This is a genomic window from Lactobacillus sp. LL6, from assembly GCF_007570935.1.
Taxonomy (GTDB): Bacteria; Bacillota; Bacilli; order Lactobacillales; family Lactobacillaceae; genus Lactobacillus.
The window spans coordinates 818,148-842,084 of record NZ_VLLR01000001.1; the positions used below are offsets into that span (position 1 = coordinate 818,148).

Annotated in this window: 19 protein-coding genes and 1 other RNA gene; 17 read left to right on the plus strand and 3 right to left on the minus strand. The window is 33.4% G+C overall.

What is annotated here, in order from left to right:
* Positions 1–166 precede the first annotated feature (166 nt).
* From trmFO to FOD82_RS04195, 7 genes are all read left to right on the plus strand, one after another.
* On the plus strand, positions 167–1,483 hold the full coding sequence (trmFO, locus tag FOD82_RS04165; RefSeq protein ID WP_144355233.1) for a methylenetetrahydrofolate--tRNA-(uracil(54)-C(5))-methyltransferase (FADH(2)-oxidizing) TrmFO: 1,317 nt from the start codon (positions 167–169) through the stop codon (positions 1,481–1,483).
* A 67-nt stretch (positions 1,484–1,550) separates the two neighbouring features.
* Positions 1,551–2,075, plus strand: coding sequence for an ATP-dependent protease subunit HslV (hslV, locus tag FOD82_RS04170; RefSeq protein WP_144355234.1), 525 nt, complete (start codon positions 1,551–1,553; stop codon positions 2,073–2,075).
* Positions 2,076–2,089: 14 nt separating this feature from the next.
* Entirely contained in the window at positions 2,090–3,496 is a 1,407-nt protein-coding gene (gene hslU, locus FOD82_RS04175) for an ATP-dependent protease ATPase subunit HslU (protein ID WP_144355235.1), read from the plus strand.
* Positions 3,497–3,511: 15 nt separating this feature from the next.
* Positions 3,512–4,408: an aldose 1-epimerase family protein gene (locus FOD82_RS04180; protein ID WP_144355236.1), complete on the plus strand. Its 897-nt coding sequence runs from the start codon at positions 3,512–3,514 to the stop codon at positions 4,406–4,408.
* Between the two features lie 51 nt (positions 4,409–4,459).
* Complete coding sequence (locus FOD82_RS04185; RefSeq protein WP_144355237.1) at positions 4,460–5,074, plus strand: LysR family transcriptional regulator substrate-binding protein; 615 nt, start codon at positions 4,460–4,462, stop codon at positions 5,072–5,074.
* A 119-nt stretch (positions 5,075–5,193) separates the two neighbouring features.
* Positions 5,194–6,510 (plus strand): hypothetical protein, encoded by a 1,317-nt coding sequence (locus FOD82_RS09855; RefSeq protein WP_197734832.1) that lies wholly within the window; start codon positions 5,194–5,196, stop codon positions 6,508–6,510.
* Positions 6,511–6,615: 105 nt separating this feature from the next.
* Positions 6,616–7,113: a nucleoside 2-deoxyribosyltransferase gene (locus tag FOD82_RS04195; protein ID WP_144355238.1), complete on the plus strand. Its 498-nt coding sequence runs from the start codon at positions 6,616–6,618 to the stop codon at positions 7,111–7,113.
* Positions 7,114–7,192: 79 nt separating this feature from the next.
* On the opposite strand, the gene FOD82_RS04200 is transcribed toward FOD82_RS04195, so the two are convergent.
* Both FOD82_RS04200 and recU read right to left on the minus strand, forming a co-directional pair.
* The gene (locus tag FOD82_RS04200; RefSeq protein WP_144355239.1) at positions 7,193–9,529 is read right to left on the minus strand and encodes a PBP1A family penicillin-binding protein; all 2,337 of its coding nucleotides are present in this window, start codon (positions 9,527–9,529) and stop codon (positions 7,193–7,195) included.
* Positions 9,530–9,532: 3 nt separating this feature from the next.
* On the minus strand, positions 9,533–10,150 hold the full coding sequence (gene recU, locus FOD82_RS04205) for a Holliday junction resolvase RecU (RefSeq protein ID WP_144355240.1): 618 nt from the start codon (positions 10,148–10,150) through the stop codon (positions 9,533–9,535).
* Positions 10,151–10,220: 70 nt separating this feature from the next.
* Between recU and FOD82_RS04210 the strand changes: the two genes are divergently transcribed.
* From FOD82_RS04210 to FOD82_RS04260, 10 genes are all read left to right on the plus strand, one after another.
* Entirely contained in the window at positions 10,221–10,790 is a 570-nt protein-coding gene (locus tag FOD82_RS04210; RefSeq protein ID WP_144355241.1) for a DUF1273 domain-containing protein, read from the plus strand.
* Between the two features lie 92 nt (positions 10,791–10,882).
* Positions 10,883–11,314, plus strand: coding sequence for a DivIVA domain-containing protein (locus FOD82_RS04215; RefSeq protein WP_144355242.1), 432 nt, complete (start codon positions 10,883–10,885; stop codon positions 11,312–11,314).
* Positions 11,315–11,343: 29 nt separating this feature from the next.
* Positions 11,344–11,712, plus strand: an RNA gene (gene rnpB / locus FOD82_RS04220) — RNase P RNA component class B.
* Positions 11,713–11,790: 78 nt separating this feature from the next.
* Positions 11,791–12,915, plus strand: a complete 1,125-nt coding sequence (locus FOD82_RS04225) for a class I SAM-dependent RNA methyltransferase (RefSeq protein WP_144355243.1) — start codon at positions 11,791–11,793, stop codon at positions 12,913–12,915.
* Between the two features lie 3 nt (positions 12,916–12,918).
* On the plus strand, positions 12,919–14,151 hold the full coding sequence (locus FOD82_RS04230; protein ID WP_144355244.1) for a metallophosphoesterase: 1,233 nt from the start codon (positions 12,919–12,921) through the stop codon (positions 14,149–14,151).
* A gap of 488 nt (positions 14,152–14,639) precedes the next feature.
* A complete protein-coding gene (locus tag FOD82_RS04240; RefSeq protein ID WP_144355246.1) occupies positions 14,640–16,316 on the plus strand; it encodes a formate--tetrahydrofolate ligase in 1,677 nt (558 codons plus the stop codon).
* Positions 16,317–16,318: 2 nt separating this feature from the next.
* Positions 16,319–16,786, plus strand: a complete 468-nt coding sequence (lspA, locus tag FOD82_RS04245) for a signal peptidase II (protein ID WP_144355247.1) — start codon at positions 16,319–16,321, stop codon at positions 16,784–16,786.
* Positions 16,770–17,681 carry an RluA family pseudouridine synthase gene (locus tag FOD82_RS04250; RefSeq protein ID WP_144356015.1) on the plus strand — a complete coding sequence of 304 codons (912 nt, stop codon included), beginning with the start codon at positions 16,770–16,772 and terminating at the stop codon, positions 17,679–17,681. Before lspA ends, FOD82_RS04250 begins: the two co-directional genes overlap by 17 nt.
* Positions 17,681–18,736: a carbamoyl phosphate synthase small subunit gene (locus tag FOD82_RS04255; RefSeq protein WP_144355248.1), complete on the plus strand. Its 1,056-nt coding sequence runs from the start codon at positions 17,681–17,683 to the stop codon at positions 18,734–18,736. The genes FOD82_RS04250 and FOD82_RS04255 overlap by 1 nt, the downstream gene beginning before the upstream one ends.
* A 16-nt stretch (positions 18,737–18,752) precedes the next feature.
* Positions 18,753–21,932, plus strand: a complete 3,180-nt coding sequence (locus tag FOD82_RS04260) for a carbamoyl phosphate synthase large subunit (RefSeq protein WP_144355249.1) — start codon at positions 18,753–18,755, stop codon at positions 21,930–21,932.
* Positions 21,933–22,051: 119 nt separating this feature from the next.
* On the opposite strand, the gene FOD82_RS04265 is transcribed toward FOD82_RS04260, so the two are convergent.
* Positions 22,052–23,743 carry an NFACT RNA binding domain-containing protein gene (locus FOD82_RS04265; protein WP_144355250.1) on the minus strand — a complete coding sequence of 564 codons (1,692 nt, stop codon included), beginning with the start codon at positions 23,741–23,743 and terminating at the stop codon, positions 22,052–22,054.
* Between the last annotated feature and the right edge of the window lie 194 nt (positions 23,744–23,937).

Sequence of the window (23,937 nt, forward strand, 5' to 3'; positions counted from 1 at the left end):
GGTAAAATTGATTGATTTTTAATTGTTTGAAATCATATCAGTTCTTAATGCGCTTTTTTGCAAAAAAATATTAAAAATAATTAATATTCGTGCAGATAATTATAGTCTTTTTACAATTTAATGATATATTGATAAATAGGAAATTTTTAAGTAAAGGATGAGACACATGCCTAAAAAAGTAACAGTTATCGGTGGAGGGCTCGCAGGTAGTGAAGCTACTTGGCAACTTGCTAAACGTGGCATCCACGTTGATCTTTATGAAATGCGTCCAAAAAAATCAACTCCAGCTCACGAAACTGGGGAATTAGCTGAGCTTGTCTGCACTAACTCTATGCGTTCAAATCAACTTTCCAATGCAGTTGGACTTTTAAAAGAAGAAATGAGACAATTAGATTCTCTTATTTTAAAAGCAGCTGATAAAACTCAAGTTCCTGCTGGAGGAGCACTTGCCGTAGATCGTGATCGTTTTAGCAAATATGTAACAGAGACTATTCATAATTTGGATAATGTAACAATCCATGATGAAGAAGTTACTGAAATTCCAAAGGATGGTATTACTATAGTTGCTACTGGACCACTAACAAGTGATGCTTTAGCAAAAGAAATTCAAAAATTTTCTGGAACTAATAGTCTCCACTTCTTTGATGCAGCAGCTCCAATTGTAGCTGCTGATTCAATTGACATGAATATAGTTTATAAGAAATCACGCTATGATCGTGGTGAAGCAGCATATCTTAATTGTCCGATGGATAAGGAACAATATGAAAAGTTTGCTAAAGAATTAATTAAGGCAGAAACTGCTGAAATGCATGGCTTTGAGAAGCAAGACGTTTTTGAAGGGTGTATGCCAATTGAAGTTATGGCTAGCAGAGGTGCCAAAACTATGCTTTTTGGTCCGCTTAAACCAGTTGGTTTAGAAAATCCTCATACTGGTACTACTCCATATGCAGTAGTTCAACTTCGTCAAGATAATGCGGCTGCTTCTATGTACAATATCGTTGGTTTTCAAACTCACTTAAAATATGGTGAGCAAAAGCGTGTCTTTTCAATGATTCCAGGTCTTGAAAATGCTCGTTTTGTTCGTTATGGAAAAATGCACCGTAACACTTATATGGCTTCTCCCGAAGTCTTAACTGCAAGTTATGAAGCTAAGAGTCAGCCAGGACTATTCTTTGCAGGTCAAATGACTGGAGTTGAAGGTTATGTAGAAAGTGCTGGAAGCGGATTAGTTGCAGGAATTAATGCAGCTCGACGCGCATTAGGTGAAGATACAGTTGCATTTCCAAAGGATACCGCTTTAGGTTCAATGGCTAACTATGTTACTACTACCAATCCTAAGCATTTCCAACCAATGAATGCTAGCTTCGCACTTCTACCAAGCTTAGAAGGTAAGAAAATTCGTAATAAAAAAGAACGACACTTAAAAGTAAGTGAACGTGGATTAGAAAGTTTAGACAAATTCAAGGAAAATGTTTTAAAATAATAAATGTAATTGCTTTCAATAAGTAATATAATTGTAAGAGTAAACATTTTTAATCGAGGGATAAATTATGACAACAATCTGTTCAGTTAAATATAATGGAAAAACAGCCATCGCAGGGGATGGTCAAGTAACTTTAGGCGAAAAAGTAATTGCAAAAGCAACAGCTAAAAAGATTCGCCGAATTTACCATGATCGTGTAGTTATTGGATTTGCTGGAGGCGTTGCAGATGCTGTTAGTTTGCAAGATATGTTAGAAGGCAAGCTTGAAACATACAGTGGTGATCTTCGTCGCGCAGCTGTTGAAATGGCACAAGAATGGAGAAAAGACCCAACTTTACAAAAGCTTAATGCTATGCTTATTGCTTTTAATAAAGATGACTTACTTTTGATTTCTGGTGGCGGTGAAGTTATTGAACCAGATGAAAATGTAGTTGCTATTGGCTCAGGCGGTAATTTTGCTCAAGCTGCAGCAATTGCTATGACAAGACACACTGAAGGAATGGATGCGACAGAGATTGCACACGAAGCAGTGAAGATTGCTTCTGGAATCGATATTTTTACTGATGATAAAATTCACACAGATGAACTTTAAATAAGGAGAATAATATGGCAATTAAAACTCCAAAGAAAATTGTAGATATTTTAAATCAATATATTATTGGCCAAGATGAAGCTAAAAAATCAGTTGCAATTGCACTCTACAATCGTTATCGTAGAATGCAACTTTCAAAAGACATGCAAAAAGATATCACACCAAAGAACTTATTAATGGCTGGTCCTACTGGTGTTGGTAAAACTGAAATTGCACGTCGTCTTGCAACTATTGTTGATGCACCTTTTGTAAAAGTGGAAGCTACAAAGTTTACTGAAGTTGGTTATGTAGGTCGAGACGTTGAATCAATGGTTAGAGACCTTGTTAACGAAGCAGTTCGTATGGAAGAAAAAGACCAATTTGATCGAGTTCGCACTGAAGCTACTAAGGAAGCAAATAAAGAGCTTATTCGTTTACTTGTTCCAGTAGAAAAGAAAGAAAAACGTGAAGATCAAATGCAACAACTTCAAAGTATGCTTTCAATGCTTGGTGGAGGGTTAGATAATAACGACCAAGATAATAACAAAGAAGATGAAGTTCCAGCTGACATTCGTGAAAAGCGTTTAAGTGTTGCAGAGAAATTAAAACAAGGACTTTTAGAAGATAAAGAAGTAACTATTGAAGTTGATCAAGCTCCAAAAGTTAACCCAATGAGCGATATGATGGGTCAAATGGGAATGGACATGAGTTCAATGCTTGATCGTTTAACTCCTAAGAAGAAGGTTAAGCGTACTTTACCTGTAAGAGAGGCGCGCGAAGTTCTTATTCAAGATCAATCTCGTAAGATGGTTGATTATGATAATATTTATCAAAAAGCTATTGAACGTACTACTAATAACGGAATTATCTTTATTGATGAAATCGACAAAATTACTGCTGGTAATAAAAAGACTTCTGGTGAAGTATCTCGTGAAGGTGTACAACGTGATATTTTACCAATCGTAGAAGGATCTACAATTCAAACTAAGTATGGTCCAGTATCAACTGATCACATCTTGTTTATTGCAGCAGGTGCCTTTGCAGAAAGTAAACCAAGTGACTTGATTCCAGAACTTCAAGGTCGTTTTCCAATTCGTGTGGAATTAAATGCACTTACTAAGGATGATTTTGTTAAGATTCTAAAAGATCCAGAAAATTCATTGTTAAAACAATATATTGCTTTGATGCATGCAGACGGTATCAAGCTTGTCTTTACTCAAGAAGCGGTAGATACAATTGCTCAAATTGCTTTTGATGTTAACCAAGGTACTGATAATATCGGTGCTCGTAGACTTTCAACAATTCTTGAAAAGCTTTTAGAAGATGTTCTTTATGAAGGTCCAGATATGGAAATGGGCGAAATCACCATTACTGAAGCATATGTTAAAGACAAGCTTAGTGATATAATTACTAATAAGGATCTTACTAAGTTTATTCTTTAATAAAAGGCAAAAAACATGGACTATACAATTGAAAATAATATGTTAAAAGTTACAATTTCCACTAAGGGTGCTGAAGTTGTAAGTGTAAAAGGCATTCATACTGGGCATGAATATATGTGGCAAGCAGATCCTCAAGTTTGGGGTCGTCACGCACCAATTCTTTTTCCAATCGTAGGTCGTTTAAAAAATGATGAATATACTTACAATGGAAAAACATATCATTTAGGTCAGCATGGTTTTGCTAGAGATCAAGAATTTGAAGTAGAAAAACATACTAAAGAGAGTATCACTTTGTTATTAAAGGATAACGAAGAAACTCGCAAAGTATATCCATTCAAATTTGAATTTCGTGTAAATTACAACTTACTCAATAATTTATTAGAAGAAAATTTCTCAGTCAAAAACACTGATAATAAAGAATTGATTTTTGGTGTAGGAGGTCATCCTGGATTCAATATTCCAGTCGATGAAGAAGTTGGTAAAGAAGATTATTATTTTGCAACAGCTCCTTCTAAAGCAAGAGTTCAAATTCCACTTAAGGAATCATATCTTGATTGGAATAATCGCTCCTTAGCTTCAACCGATAGTTTGATTACGTTGAGTGATGACTTATTTAAAAATGATGCGTTGATTTTTGAATTATGTGGTCATGATAATAAATTTTCACTTAAAACGGATAAAAATAAATATCATATCAATGTTTGGACAAGAGATGCACCATTTGTGGGAATTTGGTCACAATATCCAAAAACGGCTAATTATGTCTGCATTGAACCTTGGTGGGGAATTGCTGACCGCCAAGATGCCAATGGTAAGTTAGAAGACAAATATGGCATGAATCATTTGGAACCTGGTAAGGAATTTAACGCAGGATTTGGAATTACCTACCATGGTGAAGATGATAATGAATAGAGATTTAGAGGGCATTAAGCCCTTTTTCTTTTGGAGGTATTTGGAAACGTTATGGAAACACTTAACATAGGCTATTTTAAAAACTTTGGTAAAAAAGTTATTGATCAAGCTAAAATTAACTTTGAAAAAAGTCATCCTAATATCAAGATAAATTTAGTTTCACTTTATCAAGATCAGGTTAAGAATGAACTAGAAGATAAGAATATTGATTTAGCACTTACTGATCCACGAGATAATAATTTTGATGATTATTCAGTTGAATCAATTGCAGAAGTCAGTTTAATAGTTCTTCTTCAAGCCGGAAACTTTATGAAAAGTGAACAAACTGTAGAAATGGAACAATTAAAAAATATTCCAAACATTTTAATTGCAACGCCTAAAGAAGAATGGGGAGAATTACATTATCATAAAGATATTTTAAAAATCACTAGCCCATTTATTGCTGTTGACAGTTTTAATGAGGCTGCTTTGATGGCTGCAAGTGGTTCTGGATATTTTTTAATGAATGAAAATACAGCACCATTATTAAAAAATGATCAATTACAAAAAATGTTTTTATTGAAAGATGGAAAGCAATTAAAGCAAAATTATTCAGTAGTTTATAAAAATGATTCTTTAGTAAATCGAGAATTAATTACAGAGTTTAAAAAGTTATTGGCTAATTAGAATAATAACTAAAATTATGTAAAATTAGTAGAAATTAAAATAGCAGGGGAAATTCCTGCTATTTTTTTGCTCAATTAACAGTTATAATTAACTTAACAAAATTGAGCGAGGCTTTGATCATGACTTCAGTAACTGACAGAATTAAACAAATAAAGCAGCCATATGGTGGCTACTTACCTAGAAAATGTTTTAAAGTAATACAATTTAATGATGAAAATAATTTGTATCCTAAAGAAAATATTAATGTTTCTCTAGTGAGCTTGGCAATCAATTATCTCACCAAATTAATGTTAGGTGCAAAACCAGCAGATGCATTTGCAATTTCACTTAAAGGTGCTTCTTACTTAGATAACACTGTAACTGACTTATTTACTATGACCTTTGCTGAAGAGCATTATTCCATTGCTAAAAACCTTTTATCAAAAATAAAAGGATTAGATTCAGATTCAATCATTAATGCGTGTAAGCTAGTAGGTTATGATGTATGTTATAGAGTTAATCCAAGTGCATATAAGTCTATTGAATTAATAAATCCAAATGATGAGACTATTCACAATATTAAAATTATGGTGAAGCGAAATATTAATTTTTGGAAGAAATATAGTCCAATTGTTATTGAAGGAATTGATTTTGAGGGAGGATATACTGATTTTATTAAATCTGGAGAAGGCGAGTATTTAACTGAAGATACCTTATGGGATATAAAAGTATCAAAAAGTGCTCCAACTAGTAGTTATACACTACAAGTTTTGATTTATTATCTTATGGGGATGCATTCTGTCCATCGTGAATTTGACAGTATTAAAAAGATTGGCCTATTTAATCCTCGTTCTAATCGTTCCTATATTGTAATGATTAAGAACTTGGAAGCTGAATTATTACAAAAAATTGAAACAAATATAATTGGTTATCCGCATTCGATGTTTTTAGAAGAAAAAAATATTTCTTCAGTTGATGTAATAAGAGATGGACAATTGATTAATGGAAATGTTTATTTTTGGAGAAATTATTTAGTCAAAATTATTCGTAATAAAGTAAAAGTTCTCAGTAGAAATGTGCAAACACAAGCTATTCATGCTGGCTTTCATTATTGGAAGAGATTAGGGGTAGCTAATGAAGATAATTTGGCACTTTTAAAAGTTACAAGTCGGGATTATCAAATTAATAGTACTATTAAAAACATTCGAAGTAAAAATTCAATATTTGCGGCCATTGCTGAAGGATATTTCAAAATGAATGAAGATGATCATCAAATTTTTACTGATATTCAAGCAGAAGGTTTATATAAAGCTTTGGTGGTTAACTATTATTCCGAAATAAAAACAAATTCTAAATTAAGTAAACTTCTCAATCAATTAAAACGTTCTCCGGAAAAATGGCTCTCAATTCCAGAAGCAGAAGAAGTTATTAATAATGTAAATGAAATATTAAAGTAGTAAGAAATTGCTGCTTTTATGACTCTTTGGTAAATCCTATTGCTGAAGATCTAATCATTTTATCGAACTGTGTGATAAAATAATATCAAAATAGGAGGTAAAATTATGACAAACCCTACTGCAAAAATATATCTTGGCTCACCATTTTATACTGATGCTGAACGTGCTCGTGTACCAAAGGCTAAAGAATTGCTTGCAAGCAATCCAACTGTATTGCAAGTTCATTTTCCATTTGATCAAAACTTTGTTGATCCTGAAGAAAAAAATCCCGAAATAGGTGGCATTCGCTCTATGACTTGGCGCGTTGGAACTTATCAAAATGATTTAAACGGAATTATTAACGCTACATGTGGTGTATTTCTTTATGATATGGATCGTATTGATGATGGTTGTGCTTTTGAGATTGGATTTATGCGAGCAATGCACAAGCCTGTAATTTTAGTTCCATTTACTGAAAAAGAAAATCCAGAAAAGGTAATGAACTTAATGTTAGCACAAGGCGTAACAACAATCATTGATGGAAATACTGAATTTGAAACCTTAGCAAATTATGACTTCAATTCAACTCCAGCTAAACCTGTAACTGGTTATAAGATTATTTAAAAAACTAAAAACAACCAATCAAAAAAGGGATGTGCCTCATTGTAAGGTACATCCCTTTTTAAAAATATCAAATATTCAACTAGTCTCCATCGTCTTCATCGTCATCACGACTACTAGTTGGGCGTTGACTAGAAGAATTAGCTACAGTACTAGAGGATTGTCGATTTTCACTAGATGACGATTGTCTAACTTCGACTGTTTGACTACTTGATGAGCTTGAACGTCTTTCTTCAATTCGTTCAGTTCTTGATGATTCTCTATCTGCTTCATCGTCTGCTGTAACAGTTGTAGTATTGGAGTCATTTGTACGGCTAGATGAAGAAGTATCTGTTTCTTCATCATCTTCGTCATAACTGGCATCATTATCACCCACACCAGCTGGAGCATGGCCTTTTACGAATAACTGCCAAGTACCGCCACTTGTAGCTACTCTAGGTGGGTTAGAATTATTTACTATCTTAGCACGAATAACCGAACTTGGTTTATTCCAATCAACATTTGCCTTATTTTGCATTAAGTAACTCATCATATTTTTATACATAAGTTGGGCTGATTGTTGACCAACGCCTGAAATAGTACCATCCTTTAAATTATCATATCCAGTCCAAACACCCATGACGTAACTCTTAGTGTAACCTACAAACCATGAATCTTTTGGAGTAGAAGCATATGCAGGGTATCTTACTAATTCTTCATCTGAATATTTAACGGTACCAGTTTTACCAGCTTGATAAAGACCAGAAATCTTAGCACTTGTCCCAGAACCGGATTTAATTACATCTTTAAGCATATCAGTAATCATATAAGCCGTAGACTTCTTCATTACACGTACACCAGGAGAGTCATAATTTCTTGCTAAACCATCAGGAGTTTCAATTTTAGAAACAAATTGTGGTTTATGATAAATTCCCATAGTCGCAAATGCACTATATGCACCAGCCATTTGTAAACTAGAAGCATTTGCACCAATGGCAACTGATAAACCAGAGTTGGCTGGGACATTAATACCCATTCTTCTTGCAAAAATTGATGCTCGACCAACACCAACTTTAGCTAAAGTTTTAACAGCTGGAACGTTACGAGATTGCTCAAGAGCTTTACGCATTGTCATCATACCATCATATTTATTATCCCAATCGTAAAGCTGAATATTTGTTCCGGGATAAACATATCTACTATCATCAAGCATTTTAGCAGTTGACCAGTTCAAATATTGAATTGCCGGTGCATAGTCAAGTACAGGTTTAATTGAAGAACCAGTTGAACGACCAGTTTGAACTGCACGGTCTAGTCCTAATTGAACTGAGGGCAGGTGACGGCCTCCAAGAATCGCTACAACATGACCATTAGTTGGATCGACAATAGTTGCACCAATTTGCATTTTATCATTAGTAAAAGGAACAGCACCGCTATTAGCTAATTCATAAAGTTTATTTTGAGCTTTTTGATCAATATTAACTGTAATCTTTAAATTATCATTGTACGGATCAAAGCCTTTTTGCTTAACTTCAGAAATAACTTCTTTGATATATGGGTCATCAATTTTACGTCTTTGAGATTCATTATTTGAATGACGTGGACGAAGACCTTTAGTGATACTTTCTTTAGTTGCCTGGTCATATTGAGATTGAGTGATTTTTTTATTTTCCAACATTGTCTTAAGAACAATGTTTCGGCGGTATTTAGCTTTTTCTGGGTACAAGTATGGATCATAAGCCACAGGAGCATTAGGCATCCCTGCAATTAATGCAGTTTGTGCTAAATCCAATTTTTTCAAAGGTTTATTATAGTAGTAATTTGCGGCAGTACCCATTCCATAGTTACCGTAATTCATATAAACCTTATTAATATAAAACTCTAAAATTTGATCTTTAGAAAATTCTCTTTGGACTTTCATAGCCAGCCAAGCTTCTTGTGCTTTACGCTTTAAAGTACGTTGAGAAGTAGCAGTAGAGAAAACTGTTAATTTAACTAGTTGCTGAGTAATTGTTGATCCCCCTGCAGCAATACTATTACTTTTAGCATTAGTAAGCATTGAGCCTGCAATTCTAACTGGGTCCACACCAATTTTATCTTTGTAAAAACGTTTATCTTCTACAGAAACGATTGCATCCTTTAATTGTTGGGGAATTTGGCTATTTTTCACATAGATTCGCTTTTCTGAACCTAAAGAAAGTAAAAACTTTCCATCATTTGTATAAAGACTAGAAGTTCCACCGCTTTGAAGCTGATCTTGACTGATATTTGGAGCATCTTTTGCGTAAAAGGCAAACAGCCCGATTCCTGATACAACTAAAAGCAAAACAATTAAAAAAAACCATCTAATAACTTTTAACCATGGCCTAGATTTACGACCATGATAATCTCTGCGTGATTCACGACGCATGTTTTCCCGATTATCCGAATTATTTGCCATCCTTTATTTCCTACCTTTAATTAATTGATCGACTGCATCGATATATGGAAGAGTGGGACGAAAACCACTTGAAATCTCAATTGAATTTTCTTCTAATTCTTCCAATTTCATCGAACTTTTATTTTTATCTTGCCAGGCCGCAATTACAAAACTTGCCGGTGTAACGAAATATCGACCCAAACTAGTAAAACCTATTATAGTAAAACAAATTCCCTGTTGTTTTAAACAAGCATTTAAATGAAAAATTTGATGCTCATGAAAGTTTTTGAGGGGAAAATTTGTTTTATTATGAGTTTCTTTAGACTCAAAATCAAGATAATACCCTTGATAAACACCATTATAGTCAGTTGTGGAAGCTTGTCTGAAATAAGCTTCCTTAATAACTGCTTTTGAGCGTTTAGGATAGTCGACCTTTACAATTTGAATAGGGGTCGGCTTTTTATGCACTACAGCAATCCCTTCATCAAGGTAATACTTATTTGATTCATTGATCTGCTGCTCAAGAGTCATTCCTCTATCTGAAAAACTAACACCTTTTCTATGAGAAAATGACCGTCGAACTTTAGGTCTTTTTACCGGTTTTCGAAATGCGGCTGTGCTACCGCTTGGATATTTGACCATTAACTTCAACTCCTGTTAGTATACCATTATAACAAATATTGATTAAATTTTTGAATAAGGAGGAATCCGGATGGATAGAGTCTGGATTACAGGATATCGTAGTTTTGAACTAAACATATTTAATGATAAAGATCCTAAAATCAAGATAATTAAGTATGCCCTCAAAAATTACTTAATTAATAAACTTGAAAATGCAGAAATCGATTGGATCATTACAGGTGCCAACTTGGGTGTAGAACAGTGGTGTGCAGAAGTAATGATGGAATTGAGAGAAGAATATAATGTTCGCTTTTCTGTTCTTATCCCATACACTAATTTTGCAGATAGATGGAATGAAAATAATCAAGCTAAATTTATAAATATTAAAAATGGAGCGGATTTTTTTGCTTCAACTTCTAATTCACCATATTCAAGTCCAATGCAACTCAAAAATTATCAAAATTTTATTGTTGATCATACCGACCAAGCATTAATGATTTATGATCCTGAACATCCGGGTAAGTCCAAATACGATTATCAGTTAATCAAAAATAAGCAAGAAGTTAAAGAATATCCTTTAGATTTAATTGATTTTTACGATTTACAAGATTCCGCTGAGGAATATCAGGAGAATCATAATTTTAAAAATTCATATAATTAATTAAAACTTTTTCTAAACTAGCAATTTTAGTTTTACCTATGGTAAGTTTTTGCTAAAATAGGGTGTGTTAGGTAAAGGAGTTGTCAATATCGATGGCAAATTTAAATGATATTAAATTATCCGCACAAGATGTATTAAAAAAGCAATTTAGATCAAAGGTAAAAGGTTATGATCCAGATGAAGTTGATGCTTATCTAGATCAAATTATTTCCGACTATGAAACATTTCATCAGATTATTGAAGACTTGTATGGTCAAATTGGAACCTTGCAGCGTCAATTAATGGATGAAAAGAAAAAGGCTCAAAGTGTAGCAGCAAATACTGCAAAATCAGTTGCAGAACCTGCTCAAGAGCAAGAAGATATTAAGACATATACGCCGACTAAACGCAGAAAGCCCACTTTCAGTGTTGATAATGAAAGTTCAGGCGAAATTTCTACCAATATGGCGATTATTCAACGTATCTCAACTTTAGAAAGAAAAGTTTATAATCTTGAACAACATGTTTATGGGTTACAAAAGTAAAAAGTTTTGGTATAATAGCAAATGGTGTTAATTTCGAGCAGTCGCGGTTAGCCTAGAGCTAACTGAGGAAAGTCCACGCACACACAAGCTGAGATTGCTTGTAGTGCCCGTATTCAGCTCAATAAGCTGGAGGATATAGTTTCTATATCACGGCGGAGAAAGTGCTAAGTCTTTGATATGCATAAGTATCCTGAAAGTGCCACAGTGACGAAGCAAGGTTGGAAACGACCTTGGTGGAACGAGGTAAACCCTGCGAGTGTGCAACCTAAATTTGGTGGGGGCGTTTCGACCTAAGAAAATGAACTAAAGGTCGGGTTATTGCTATTGCAATAAAGATAGATGGCTGCTGAAGGTTGTTTTTTGCCAAGAGCAACTGGAACAGAACGTGGCTTATAGAAATTGCACTGGCATGAGCTGAGCTTCTTTTGGAGCTCAGCTCTTTTTTTAAGAAAAAAATAAATTTGAAAAGAGAAATTATGAAAAAATATACATTATATACAACAATGGGTGCAGGTTTTGAAAGTGTAGTTGCTAAAGAACTACAAACACTTGGTTATGAGACTCGCACTGAAAATGGACGTGTTTTTTTTGAAGGAACACAAGAAGATATTGTAAAAACTAATTTATGGCTTAGAACAGCTGATAGAGTTAAAATTCTTCTTAAAGAATTTAAAGCATTAGATTTTGATACCTTATATAATGAAGTTTATGCATTTGACTGGGCACAATTATTACCAGTAGATGCTAAATTTCCTGTGCAAGGTCGAGCAGTAAGATCTAAGCTCCATTCAGAACCAGATGTTCAGTCAATTGTAAAAAAAGCCATCGTGGATAAAATGACTGACCAATATCATAGACGAGGTTTTTTGCCAGAAACTGGTAGTGAATATCCATTAGATATTCATATTTATAAAGATATAGCAAGAATCTCACTTGATACTACTGGCGAGAGTCTATTTAAGAGAGGTTATCGGGTTGAACATGGTGGTGCTCCAATGAAGGAAAACTTTGCAGCTGGTTTGTTACGTTTAACTCCATACAATGGCACGCATCCCTTAATTGATCCAATGACAGGTTCTGGTACTTTGGCAATTGAAGCAGCCTTAATTGCCAAGAATATTGCACCAGGTACTTGGAGAAAATTTGCTTTTGACAATTTTGACTGGTTTGATCCAACTCTTCACCAAAAACTTCTTGAAGAGGCTAAAACTATGATTAAGCCTCTTGAAGCACCTATTTGGGCTAGTGATATTGATCAATCAGTTCTCGAAATTGCTAAGCTTAATGCTCATAACGCAGGAGTGCTGCAAGATATTCGTTTCAAACAAGTAGCTGTTAAAGACTTTACTACCGATTTAGAAAATGGAATTATTATTGCTAACCCTCCATACGGTAAACGATTAAAGGACCGTAAAGGTGCAGAAGAGCTATATAAGCAAATGGGAGATGTATTAGGTAAATATACTGACTTTAGTCAGTACTATTTAACTGCTGATCCTAATTTTGAAAAGTTTTTTGGAGCAAAAGCTACTAAGAAGCGTAAATTATTTAATGGTAATTTGAGAGTAGATTTCTACCAATATTGGGCAAATAGAAGATAAATTATGATAACTGAAGATTTAAACACAGAATTTTGGGTAATTTCTGATACACATTTGATTGCAGATAGCCTTCATGATAATGGACAGGCTTTTTCTAGAATGCAAAAAACCAGTCAAGGCAAAGATTTATATTATCAAGAGACGGTTTTGAATGCTTTTATGAAAATGGCTCAAGAAAAAAAGCCCGCAGCGATTATTGTTACAGGGGATGTTACTTTTAATGGAGAAAGAGTTTCTGCAGAAAAGTTTGCGCAAATTTTTAAACCCTTAAAAGAAACAAAATTGTTAGTAGTTCCTGGAAATCATGACATTTTTGATGGATGGGCTAGAGAATTTCGAGGGAAAAAGCAATTTTTTGCCGGAGAAATTAGTCCAATGTTCTGGAAATCAATCTTCAGTGACTCATATAGATGTGCTAAAAGTAAAGATCCTAATTCATTGGCTTATAGTGTTCAGCTTAATCCAAATTACTTTTTATTAATGCTAGATTCTAATTACTATGGTAAAGAAGAAACTACTGAAGCTCCGCATACTCGAGGAGCAATTGGTAAAAAGCAATTAAAATGGGTTGAAAAGCAACTAAAGTATGCTTCAGAAAATAATTTGCGTCCGATTATTTTTATGCACCATAATTTATATGCTCACAATCCTGCAGTTAATCATGGATATGTATTAGATGATGCAATAGAATTGCGAAGATTGTGTTCTCGGTATAATGTAAGACTTGCTTTTTCCGGACACATTCATGCTCAAAATATATTGGGACCTCAAGGAACAACTCCAACTACAGAAATAGTCACTTCAAGTTTTTGTTCTAATGATCAAGGCTATGGTATAGTGCGTATTCATCAACATCATATTACTTATATTCGCAAGACTTTTGATATGAATAGATACTTAACTGATAAAGAAAAAGAAGACTATACTTTGAACCATTTTCATGAATATTTAGAAGATTTGCAACTTGGAAGTATCGCAGCAGACTTGATGCAAAGTGATTTGCGTAAAAATCATAATAGCTTAGAGTTAGTCAGAGCGATGGGGAACTTGTTTGCAAGGATGAATTATAACTTTTATACAGGGCATAATAATTTAAAGGCTTCTGAATTAAATAAGATTCATAGAACTGAAGCTTATCAAACCTTAATTAAGCAGCATCCTGAATATCGTCTATATTTAAAGACTTTGTATGATACAAGCAACCATAGTAATTTACAAGTAAAAATTAGATATTAAATAGGTGACGGAATGAAGAAAAAACATTACGTATTTTTAGGTAAAGCCGGACTCATTTACTATAGCTGGATGTTTGTAGTTTTATTTATTAGTTTGACATTTTTTTACGAAAAAAATACGACCATAAGTTGGCCGGGAGTTAGTTTACTAATTGGATTTTTTGTAATTTTAATTTATACTATTTTGACTTCATATTGGAACAAGGAATATTTTCGCATTCCTTTTAAATTTAAAGTGAAAATACCACAAACACCAAAATTAATTAAAAGAATTTGGAAATTCAATTTTTATGAAATTAAGTTAAATAAATATCAAACTTTTTATTTAGTGAGATTTATTAAGATATCGCAAAAGTAAATAATAACTATATAAATACTGAACAACTTGTTCAGTATTTTTTAGTGTATTTTAGATTGTATGTTAAGCTAGGATTGTTTGCTATAATAAAGATTGAATTTTATCAATATTAATTAGAAAGAGGCGCGCAGATGAAAACAGATATTCAAATTGCACAAGAAACTGAAGAATTGCCAATTACTCAAGTCGCCGAAAAGGTGGGTTTAACTAAAAAAGACCTTGAACCATACGGTTATGATAAAGCGAAAATTACTTGGCAAGCAATTAACAAAGCACGTCAAAACAATCATCTAGGGAAATTGATATTAGTAACTTCTATTTCTCCAACACCTGCTGGAGAAGGAAAGTCTACAATTACGATTGGTTTAGGGGATGCAATTAATAATCAATTACACAAGAAAACTATGATTGCTCTTAGAGAGCCATCTATGGGACCAGTATTTGGACTCAAAGGTGGTGCTACTGGCGGTGGAATGGCGCAAATCATTCCTATGGAAGATATTAATCTTCATTTTACAGGGGACATGCACGCTTTAACTAGTGCTATTGATACATTAGCGGCTTTAGTTGATAATTATATTTATCAAGATAATGGTTTAAATATTGATCCAAATAGAATCATGCTTAAACGAGGAATTGATGTAAATGATCGTACACTTAGAAAAGTCACTGTAGGACAAGGTTCTAAATTCAATGGAATTGAACATCAATCAAGTTTTGCTATAACAGTTGCTAATGAATTGATGGCGATTCTCTGTTTGGCAACCGATATTGATGATCTAAAAAAGCGCATTGGTGAAATGCTTGTTGCATACACTGTTGAAGATGAACCAGTGTATGTTAAGCAACTGGGGTTTGAGGGAGCAATTGCGGCACTTCTTTCAACAGCCTTAAAACCTAATATTGTTCAAACTCTTGAACATACTCCTGCCCTTGTTCACGGAGGACCTTTTGCTAATATTGCTCATGGTGCAAACTCTGTAATCGCCACTAACTTGGCATTGCATCTTAGCGATTATACTTTGACTGAAGCTGGATTTGGTAGTGATCTAGGTGGACAAAAGTTTATGGATTTTGTTTCTAAGCATTTAGATAAAACTCCTGATGCTAGTGTTGTGGTAGCAACTGTTCGTGCATTAAAGTATCAGGCATTAAAGTCTACTGATAAACTTGATGAAGAAAACTTAACCGCCTTAAAGGAAGGCTTTAACAACTTAAAGCGTCATATGAACAATATGCGTGCATATAATGTCTCTGTAATTGTTTTAATCAATCGCTTCGCTACAGATACTGATGCAGAACTTAACTTGCTTAAAAAATTGGTAGAAGAACAAGATATTCAAGCTGAAGTAGTCAACTATCATGATCAAGGATCAGTTGGCGGAGTAGAAGCAGCCCAAGCTGTAATTGATTTAGCTGATTCTGGTAAAAGTGACTTAGTTTCCACTTATAGTGAAGATGATGATGTTAAAACTAAAATTGAAAAAGTTGCTAAAAATATTTATCATGCTAAAGATGTTGACTATAGTGAAAAAGCGGAACAAGACATTTTAGAATTAGAAAAATTAGGTAAAAATAATTTACCTGTAATTATTGCTAAAACTCAATATTCATTTACCGACAATAAAGATGCTTTAGGAGCACCAGTAGATTTTACTCTTCATGTTAAAGGCTTAAGTCTTAAAAATGGTGCACGTTTTATTGTTGTTACTACAGGACATGTTTTAGATATGCCAGGACTTCCAAAGCATCCCGCCGCACTTGATATTGATGTCGATAATAATGGAAAAATTAGTGGACTATTTTAAATATGCAATACTTATACTTAATTATCTCACTGTTAGTAGTAGTGGCAGATCAAGGACTGAAAGCCTACATTATAAATAATTACTCTGTAGGTGAAGTTCATCAAATCATTCCTGGAATCCTGTCTTTTGATTATTTGCAAAATAACGGGGCTGCATGGAATATTTTACCAGGACAAATGTGGCTGTTTTATGCTATTAGTATCATTGCTATCGGTGTTTGTGTATATTTCTTGTTTAATAAAAAATATACTAGTAAACTATTTGATACTGGTGTTTCTTTGGTACTTGGGGGAATAATTGGGAACTTTATTGATCGCTTGCACTTAAAGTATGTGGTTGATATGCTTCAGCTTGATTTTGTTCACTTTAATATTTTTAATATTGCTGACAGCGCAATTACTATTGGTGTGATTTTGATTTTTGTTTATTTGATATTTTTTGATAAGGATGAAAATAATGTCAAAATATGAACTTACTGTTAAAGGTGAATCTGGGAGACTAGATAAATATGTCTCTGAAAAGATTGATGAATTATCTCGTAGCAGAGTTAAAGAATTAGTTAACGATAACGATATTTTGGTAAATGGTAAGAAAGAAAAAGTTTCTTATAAAATTTCTGATGGGGATGTAATAAGTGTTACGGTTCCTGCAGTAAAACCACTTAATTTAGAAGCTCAAGATATTCCATTAGATATCATTTATGAAGATGAAGATGTAATCGTAGTTAATAAGCCTCAAGGGATGGTAGTTCATCCTTCAGCTGGTCATCCTGACCACACTTTAGTTAATGCTCTTTTATATCATACAAAAGATTTAGCCAAAAGTTCAGAAGGCTTTCGTCCAGGTATTGTCCATAGAATAGATAAAGACACCTCGGGACTTCTAATGATTGCCAAAAACATAAAGGCTCGTGAAAGCTTAGAAAGTCAATTGGCACATAAAACTAATAAGCGTCAATATCTAGCAATTGTTCATGGAAACTTTGGTGAAGAAGCTGGAAAAATTGACGCACCTATTGGACGCAATCCTAATGACCGTAAAAAAATGGCTGTAGTTGAAAATGGCAAAAATGCTGTAACACATTTTACTGTTTTAGAGCAATTTAAAGGCTATAGTTTAATTATGTGTCAATTAGAAACAGGTCGAACTCATCAAATCAGAGTACATATGGATTATATTGGCCATCCAGTTGCAGGAGATCCTTTATATGGTCCAAGAAAAACTTTAAAAGGTAATGGTCAGTTTTTACATGCTAAGGTACTAGGCTTTGAGCAACCAACAACAGGTGAGTGGTTAGAGTTTTCAGTAGAGCCGCCACAGATTTTTAAAGATCAATTAGTACAACTTAGGAAACAAGTGATATAATGAAACGCTATTTAATTCTTGAAGATGGTAGTTCTTTTTCAGGAGAAGGAATTGGGTCAACTATTATTTCTACGGGAGAACTTGCAATCCAAACTGGAAATTTTGGCTACCAAGAGTCGTTAACTGATCCTACAAATGCTGGTAAGATTTTAGTTTTTACAACTCCAATGATTGGTAACACCGGTATTAATGCCATTGATTATGAAAGTATTGATCCCACCGTTAAAGGAATTATTGCTAGCGATATTGCTTGGAATATTTCTGATAGCGAAAACTTTCAGGATCTGGAGAGTTTTTTAAAAGAAAAAAAGATTCCAGCAATTTTCAATGTTGATACTCGAGCTTTAGTTCATCGTTTAATGGAAGAAGGAACAATTAAGGCTTCGATTATGGATACTGATGATGCTCATGCTTTTGATCAAATCAAGGCTCTTGTTTTACCTAAAAACAAGTCGATGGCTGTTTCTACTAAAAATGCATATGCGGCACCTAATATGGGAAAAACTGTCGCTGTCCTTGACTTAGGGTTAAAACATTCTATGCTAAGAGAGTTATCCTTAAGACAAGCGAACGTGACAGTCTTACCTTATAATGCTAAACCTAGTGATATTGAAAACTTGCGTCCAGATGGAATAATTATTTCTAACGGCCCTGGTAAGCCCGAAGAATTAAAAAATACATTAAAGCCAGTTTTCGATTATTTTTATGGAAAACTTCCCATTTTAGGTATTGGACTAGGATTTTTAGTTTTAAGTGATTATTTAAATTTTGAACTTGTTAAGTTACCACAAGAATTTGATGGGATAAATTATCCAGTTATTGAACAAAATTCAAACCGAATTTGGCAAACTTCAATGGATATTGATCAGTTAGTTCTTCCTGATAGTATGCAAATGAATATGAACCAAGAATTTTTTGATTTGCATACTGATTTGTTAGCTGGATTTTGTAATGAAAAAGAAAAAATTATTGCTACTGCATTTAACCCAGAAGGAGCTCCCGGTAGCTTAGATGCAAATAGTATTTTTGATAAGTTTATGGATATGATGAAATAAGAAAGGAGGAAGAGGGATGCCTTTAGAAAATGATCTAAACAAAGTTTTAATAATTGGTTCAGGTCCTACATTAATTGGAAGTGTAGCAGAAATGGACCTTTTAGCAACAGATGCTATTGATGCACTTACTGAAGAAGGAATTGAAGTTGTAATTGTTAATCCAAATCCAGCAACAATTTCTACAGATAAGCGTCCAGGAGTGACGGTTTATTTAGAGCCAATGACGCTGGATTTTTTAAAGCGAATTTTACGAATGGAAGAACCTGATGCAATTATTACTGCATATGGTTCAACAACCGGACTTAAGGTTGCTCATAAATTGATTCAAGACGGAATTTTGCAACAAATGCATATTAAACTATTAACCTTGAATCCACGAACTTTAGTAATGGGTAACCAACAAAAACGCACACAATTTTTACAAAAGCTAGGAATTGATGTTAATCGTTCATGGAAACTTGATGAAATTGCACATGATGATTTTGAATTTCGAGCCAAAAAAATTGAGGATGAAGTTTCGTTTCCAGTTTTAGTAACTAAATACCATAAATATGTCCATAATGAACATCTTGGATTTAAAGATGCTCAAGAATTAATGGCATATTTCAAAAAAGAAAGTCAAAGTGAAAACTTTTCATGGAAACATTATCGTTTAACTGAGGATTTATCTTCTTGGGAAGAAGTAATTGTAAATGTTATTCGAGATAAAGAAGGAAATATTGTTTTTGTAAACTTTGCTGATTCTATTGAGCCAGTGGCCATTAACTCAGGAGACTCTGCAACTGTAATGCCGTCACTTACTCTAAATAATGATCAAATCCAAGAAATTAGGAAAATAACTAAAAAAATTGCTACAGAGCTTAATGTTTTAGGTATTTTAAGTGTTCATTTTGCAGTTAAATATCATGGTACTCAGATTCAAACTAAGGTTTTGACTATAAAGCCACGTTTGACTCGAAGTTCAGTCTGGATTCAGCGAGCAGGCTTATATAATGTAGGCTACATCGTTTCTAAAGTTGCAATAGGTTATACTCTTAATGAAATTACAGATCCTTTATCTGGTTTAAATGCCGCAATAGAACCTACTTTAGATGCAATTGCAATCAAAATGCCTTATTGGTCTTTATCAAATTATGGCTCTAATCACTATAAATTAGGTAAGGCTATGCAAGCTAGTGGAGAAGCCATGGGAATTGGTCGCAATTTTGAGACAGCTTTTTTAAAGGGGTTATCATCTACGATTGATACTGATATTGCTTATTCTGTTTTTAAAAATGAATTTAATAAAGATATTCAAGAAATCAAAAGTGATTTAGGTGAAGCAGATGAAATGCATCTAATTAAATTATTAGCTGCAATTGCTAAAGAAATCCCTTATTCTGAAATTCAAGATATTACTCATTTGCATCCCGTTTATTATCAAAAATTACGTCACCTAGTTAAAATAGCAACTCAAATTCATAACAACTTAAATAATGAGCTGCTAGAAGAAGCTAAAAAGCGTGGTTTTTCAAATGATTTAATTGCTAAAATTGCCCATATTTCAATAAAACAAGTTGAAAAGCAAATAGATGAGTTAAATCTAGCTCCATCTTATCTTGAAATTGATGGTTCTGCTGGGATTTATCGTCCTAATGTACATGCTTTTTATAGTGGATATGGAGTTCAAGATGAAGTAAAGCCGTTGATTGCTGAAAAGAAGGTTTTAGTAATAGGGATGCTACCATTACAAGTTTCTGTTACCAGTGAGTTTGACTATATGTTGGCTCATGCAGTACATGCTCTTCATAATAATGGTTATGCAACAATTTTATTATCAAACAATGATGAATCTGTAGCTACAAGGTATAAAGATGTAGATAGAGTATATTTTGATCCAATCACAGTTGAAAATATACTTGCTGTAGCTAAAAAAGAAGGAATCAAAGATATTCTTTTGCAGTTTTCCGGTAAAAAAGTTAGTGCCTTAAGTCAAAAGTTGATTGACAATGGGTTACATATTTTAGGACGAGAAAATATTAACCCTCGTGATAAAATCAATCAATTATTGTCAGAACCCTTTAAAAAATTAAAACGTGTTCCATCACTAACTACGACTGATAAAGCTGAGGTTAAAAAATTTGTAGAATTGTACGGTTTTCCTTTATTAGTAGGTGGCATAAGTAAAGAAATTAAACAAAAATCAGCGGTTGTATATGATATGCCAGCTTTTGACAAATATCTGACGGAAAATCAATTAGATGAAATCTCTGTATCTAGATTTATTGAAGGAAACAAATACGAAGTTACTGCTATTTCTGATGGTGAACATGTTACCATTCCGGGTATTATAGAACATTTGGAGCAAACTGGTTCTCATGCTTCAGACTCGATTGCAGTATTTAAACCTCAAAACTTATCAAGTGATGGTAAAGCAAAACTGACTAAGTATTCTATTTCTTTAATAAAAAAAGTTGGAATGCGAGGTATCTTTAACTTGCATTATTTAAGAGTAGGAGAAACACTTTACTTATTACAGATTAAGCCATATGCAGGACATAATGTTGCCTTTTTATCTCAATCATTAGGTAAAAATATTACAGCTTGTGCTACCGAAGTATTAATTGGTAAAAATCTGCCTGAAATGGGTTATGAAGAAAAACTATGGCCTACAAATGATTTTATTCATGTTAAAATGCCAGTCTTTTCTTATATTAATTATAGTAGCGGAAATACGTTTGACTCGAAAATGAAGTCTTCAGGATCTGTTATGGGTCGAGATACGCATTTAGCTAAGGCTTTATATAAGGGATATGAAGCTAGTGATTTACATATACCAAGTTATGGTACGATTTTTATTTCTGTGAGGGATGAAGAAAAAGCACGTGTGACTAAACTAGCTAAAAGATTTGACCGGTTAGGATTTAAATTGATTGCGACAGAAGGAACAGCTAATATGTTTGCGGAAGCAGGAATTACTACAGGAGTTGTAGATAAGGTTCATACTGATCCGCGGAATCTATTAGAAAAAATTCGTCAGCATAAAATCGTAATGGTAGTTAATATTACTAACTTGTCAGATGCTGCAAGTGATGATGCTACTCTTATTAGAGACCAGGCGCTCTACACACATATTCCAGTATTTTCAAGTATTGAAACGGCTGAATTAATTCTTGATGTACTAGAATCTTTGGCATTAACTACTCAACCAATTTAAAGGGTAGTTTGAACTATTATTGCATAACTTTTCAACATATTAAAAACACAGATAAGTTCATGAGGCTTTAAGAACTTATCTGTGTTTTTGTGTAGTGATTTTTAATGAATGCTGCAAGCTTAATCTATTTTCTTGGCCATAATTTCCTTTTCTTCAGGAGTAACTTCAATTGAATTTTGACCTGTATAAATTACAAAACCAGGCTTTGCGCCATTAGGTTTTTTAACGCGCTTATCTTGAACATAATCAACTGGTACATGAGCTGAGAGTTTACCTTTAGAAAAGTAGGCAGCAATTTCAGCTGCTTCTTGAATATCTTGGTCACTAGGGTTATCATGTTGCAAAATCACATGTGACCCCGGCATATTCTTTACATGGAACCAATAGTCAGACTTATTTGCCTTTTTAAGAGTTAACCAGTCATTTTGGTAGTTGTTTTTTCCTACTAAAACTGTTTTACCAGAAGAAAGCTTAAATTTGTTTAGATTGCGTTCAGTAATCTTTTTACGACGCTTATTAGTTTGCTTTTTACGAAGATAACCCTGATTAATTAATTCATCAGTAATTTGTTCAATATCCTGCGGATCAGCATTATCAATTGCAGTTTGAATAGAATCAAAATAGCGTAAATTGTTTTCAGCTATTTGAATTTGTTCATTGACATGCTTAATTGAATCGCGCAGTTTTTTATATTTGGTAAAATATTTTTGAGCATTGCGAGCAGGAGAAAGAGCAGGGTCTAACTTGACTTCGATTGGATTATTATTGTCATAATAATTAGGAAGAGCAACTTTAGTCATACCGGGTTTAACCATTCCTAAATTAGCGTTTAAAATTTCGCCACGGATTCGATACCCTTCAGAATTTTCTGCTACATCAAGTTGCTTTTTAAGTTTGATGATTTTCTTAGAAAGTTTCTTTTGTTCATTTTTAACTATACGTTCTACTTGGCTAGCACGCTGTTTTACCCAATCACGAGTTGCTTGGTATTCATAGAACTCATCAAGAGCATGATTGAGACTAGGATCAGAGCTTTCTTTTTCTAAATCTAAATGATAAGGCAAATAACTGAATATCTTACGTTTGTTTTTGGGAGTTTTAAGAACAAAACCTCTAGGATTATCAAATTGATCAAAAAAAGTTTTAAAAGAAGAGTAGGTATAAGAGTCTTCTAAATAACCGCTAAGTTCCATACGATCATCGCGGTCAAGACCATCTAATTCTTTAGTAAGTTCTTCTCCTGTAGAATATTTACTTTTTAATTCATTAAATTCTTTTTCTTTAATATTTAATCCGTTGATACCGGGTTTAAGTGGAGGGAGCTCATATTTAGCTTTTGGTAATAAAATACGAGCACGGTTTTCATCAGGATTGATTCTTTTAAGCAAATCAATGATATGACCATCTTGTTGATCGTACAAAATCACATTACTGTGGCGACCCATTAATTCAACCGATAAAACCAATTCTACTTCGTCCCCGAGTTCATTACGGTTGCTAAAATGAAAGTTAATAATTCTGTCTACTCCGATTTGTTCAATTGATTGTAAAACTGATCCTTCTAAATACTTTCTAAGTACCATTACAAAGGTAGGAGCTTTATCAGGATTGGAAATAGATTGCTTAGTTAAGTAGATCCGTGGATATTGCGCATTAGCTGAAATAAGCAATTGTTTATTTTTGCGATTTTTTCTAAATACTAATACCAAATCTTGTTCAAATGGTTGGTAAATTTTTGATAAACGTCCGTCTATGATTTCTGGACTTAATTCATGTAATAAGCTATGGATAAATAAACCATCAAATGCCATTTATATCACCTCAAAACATCAATTATTATAACATAGATAAAGAAGATGGCTAATTATCTGACTATGATAAATAAGGTTTACTAAACATAATCCCATTCAAATATTCAAAATATGTTATAAAATGTTATGTAATATTTTTATCTTTTAGGAGAACAACACTTATCAAATAGTGGTACAATGTTGTTTATTAGTTT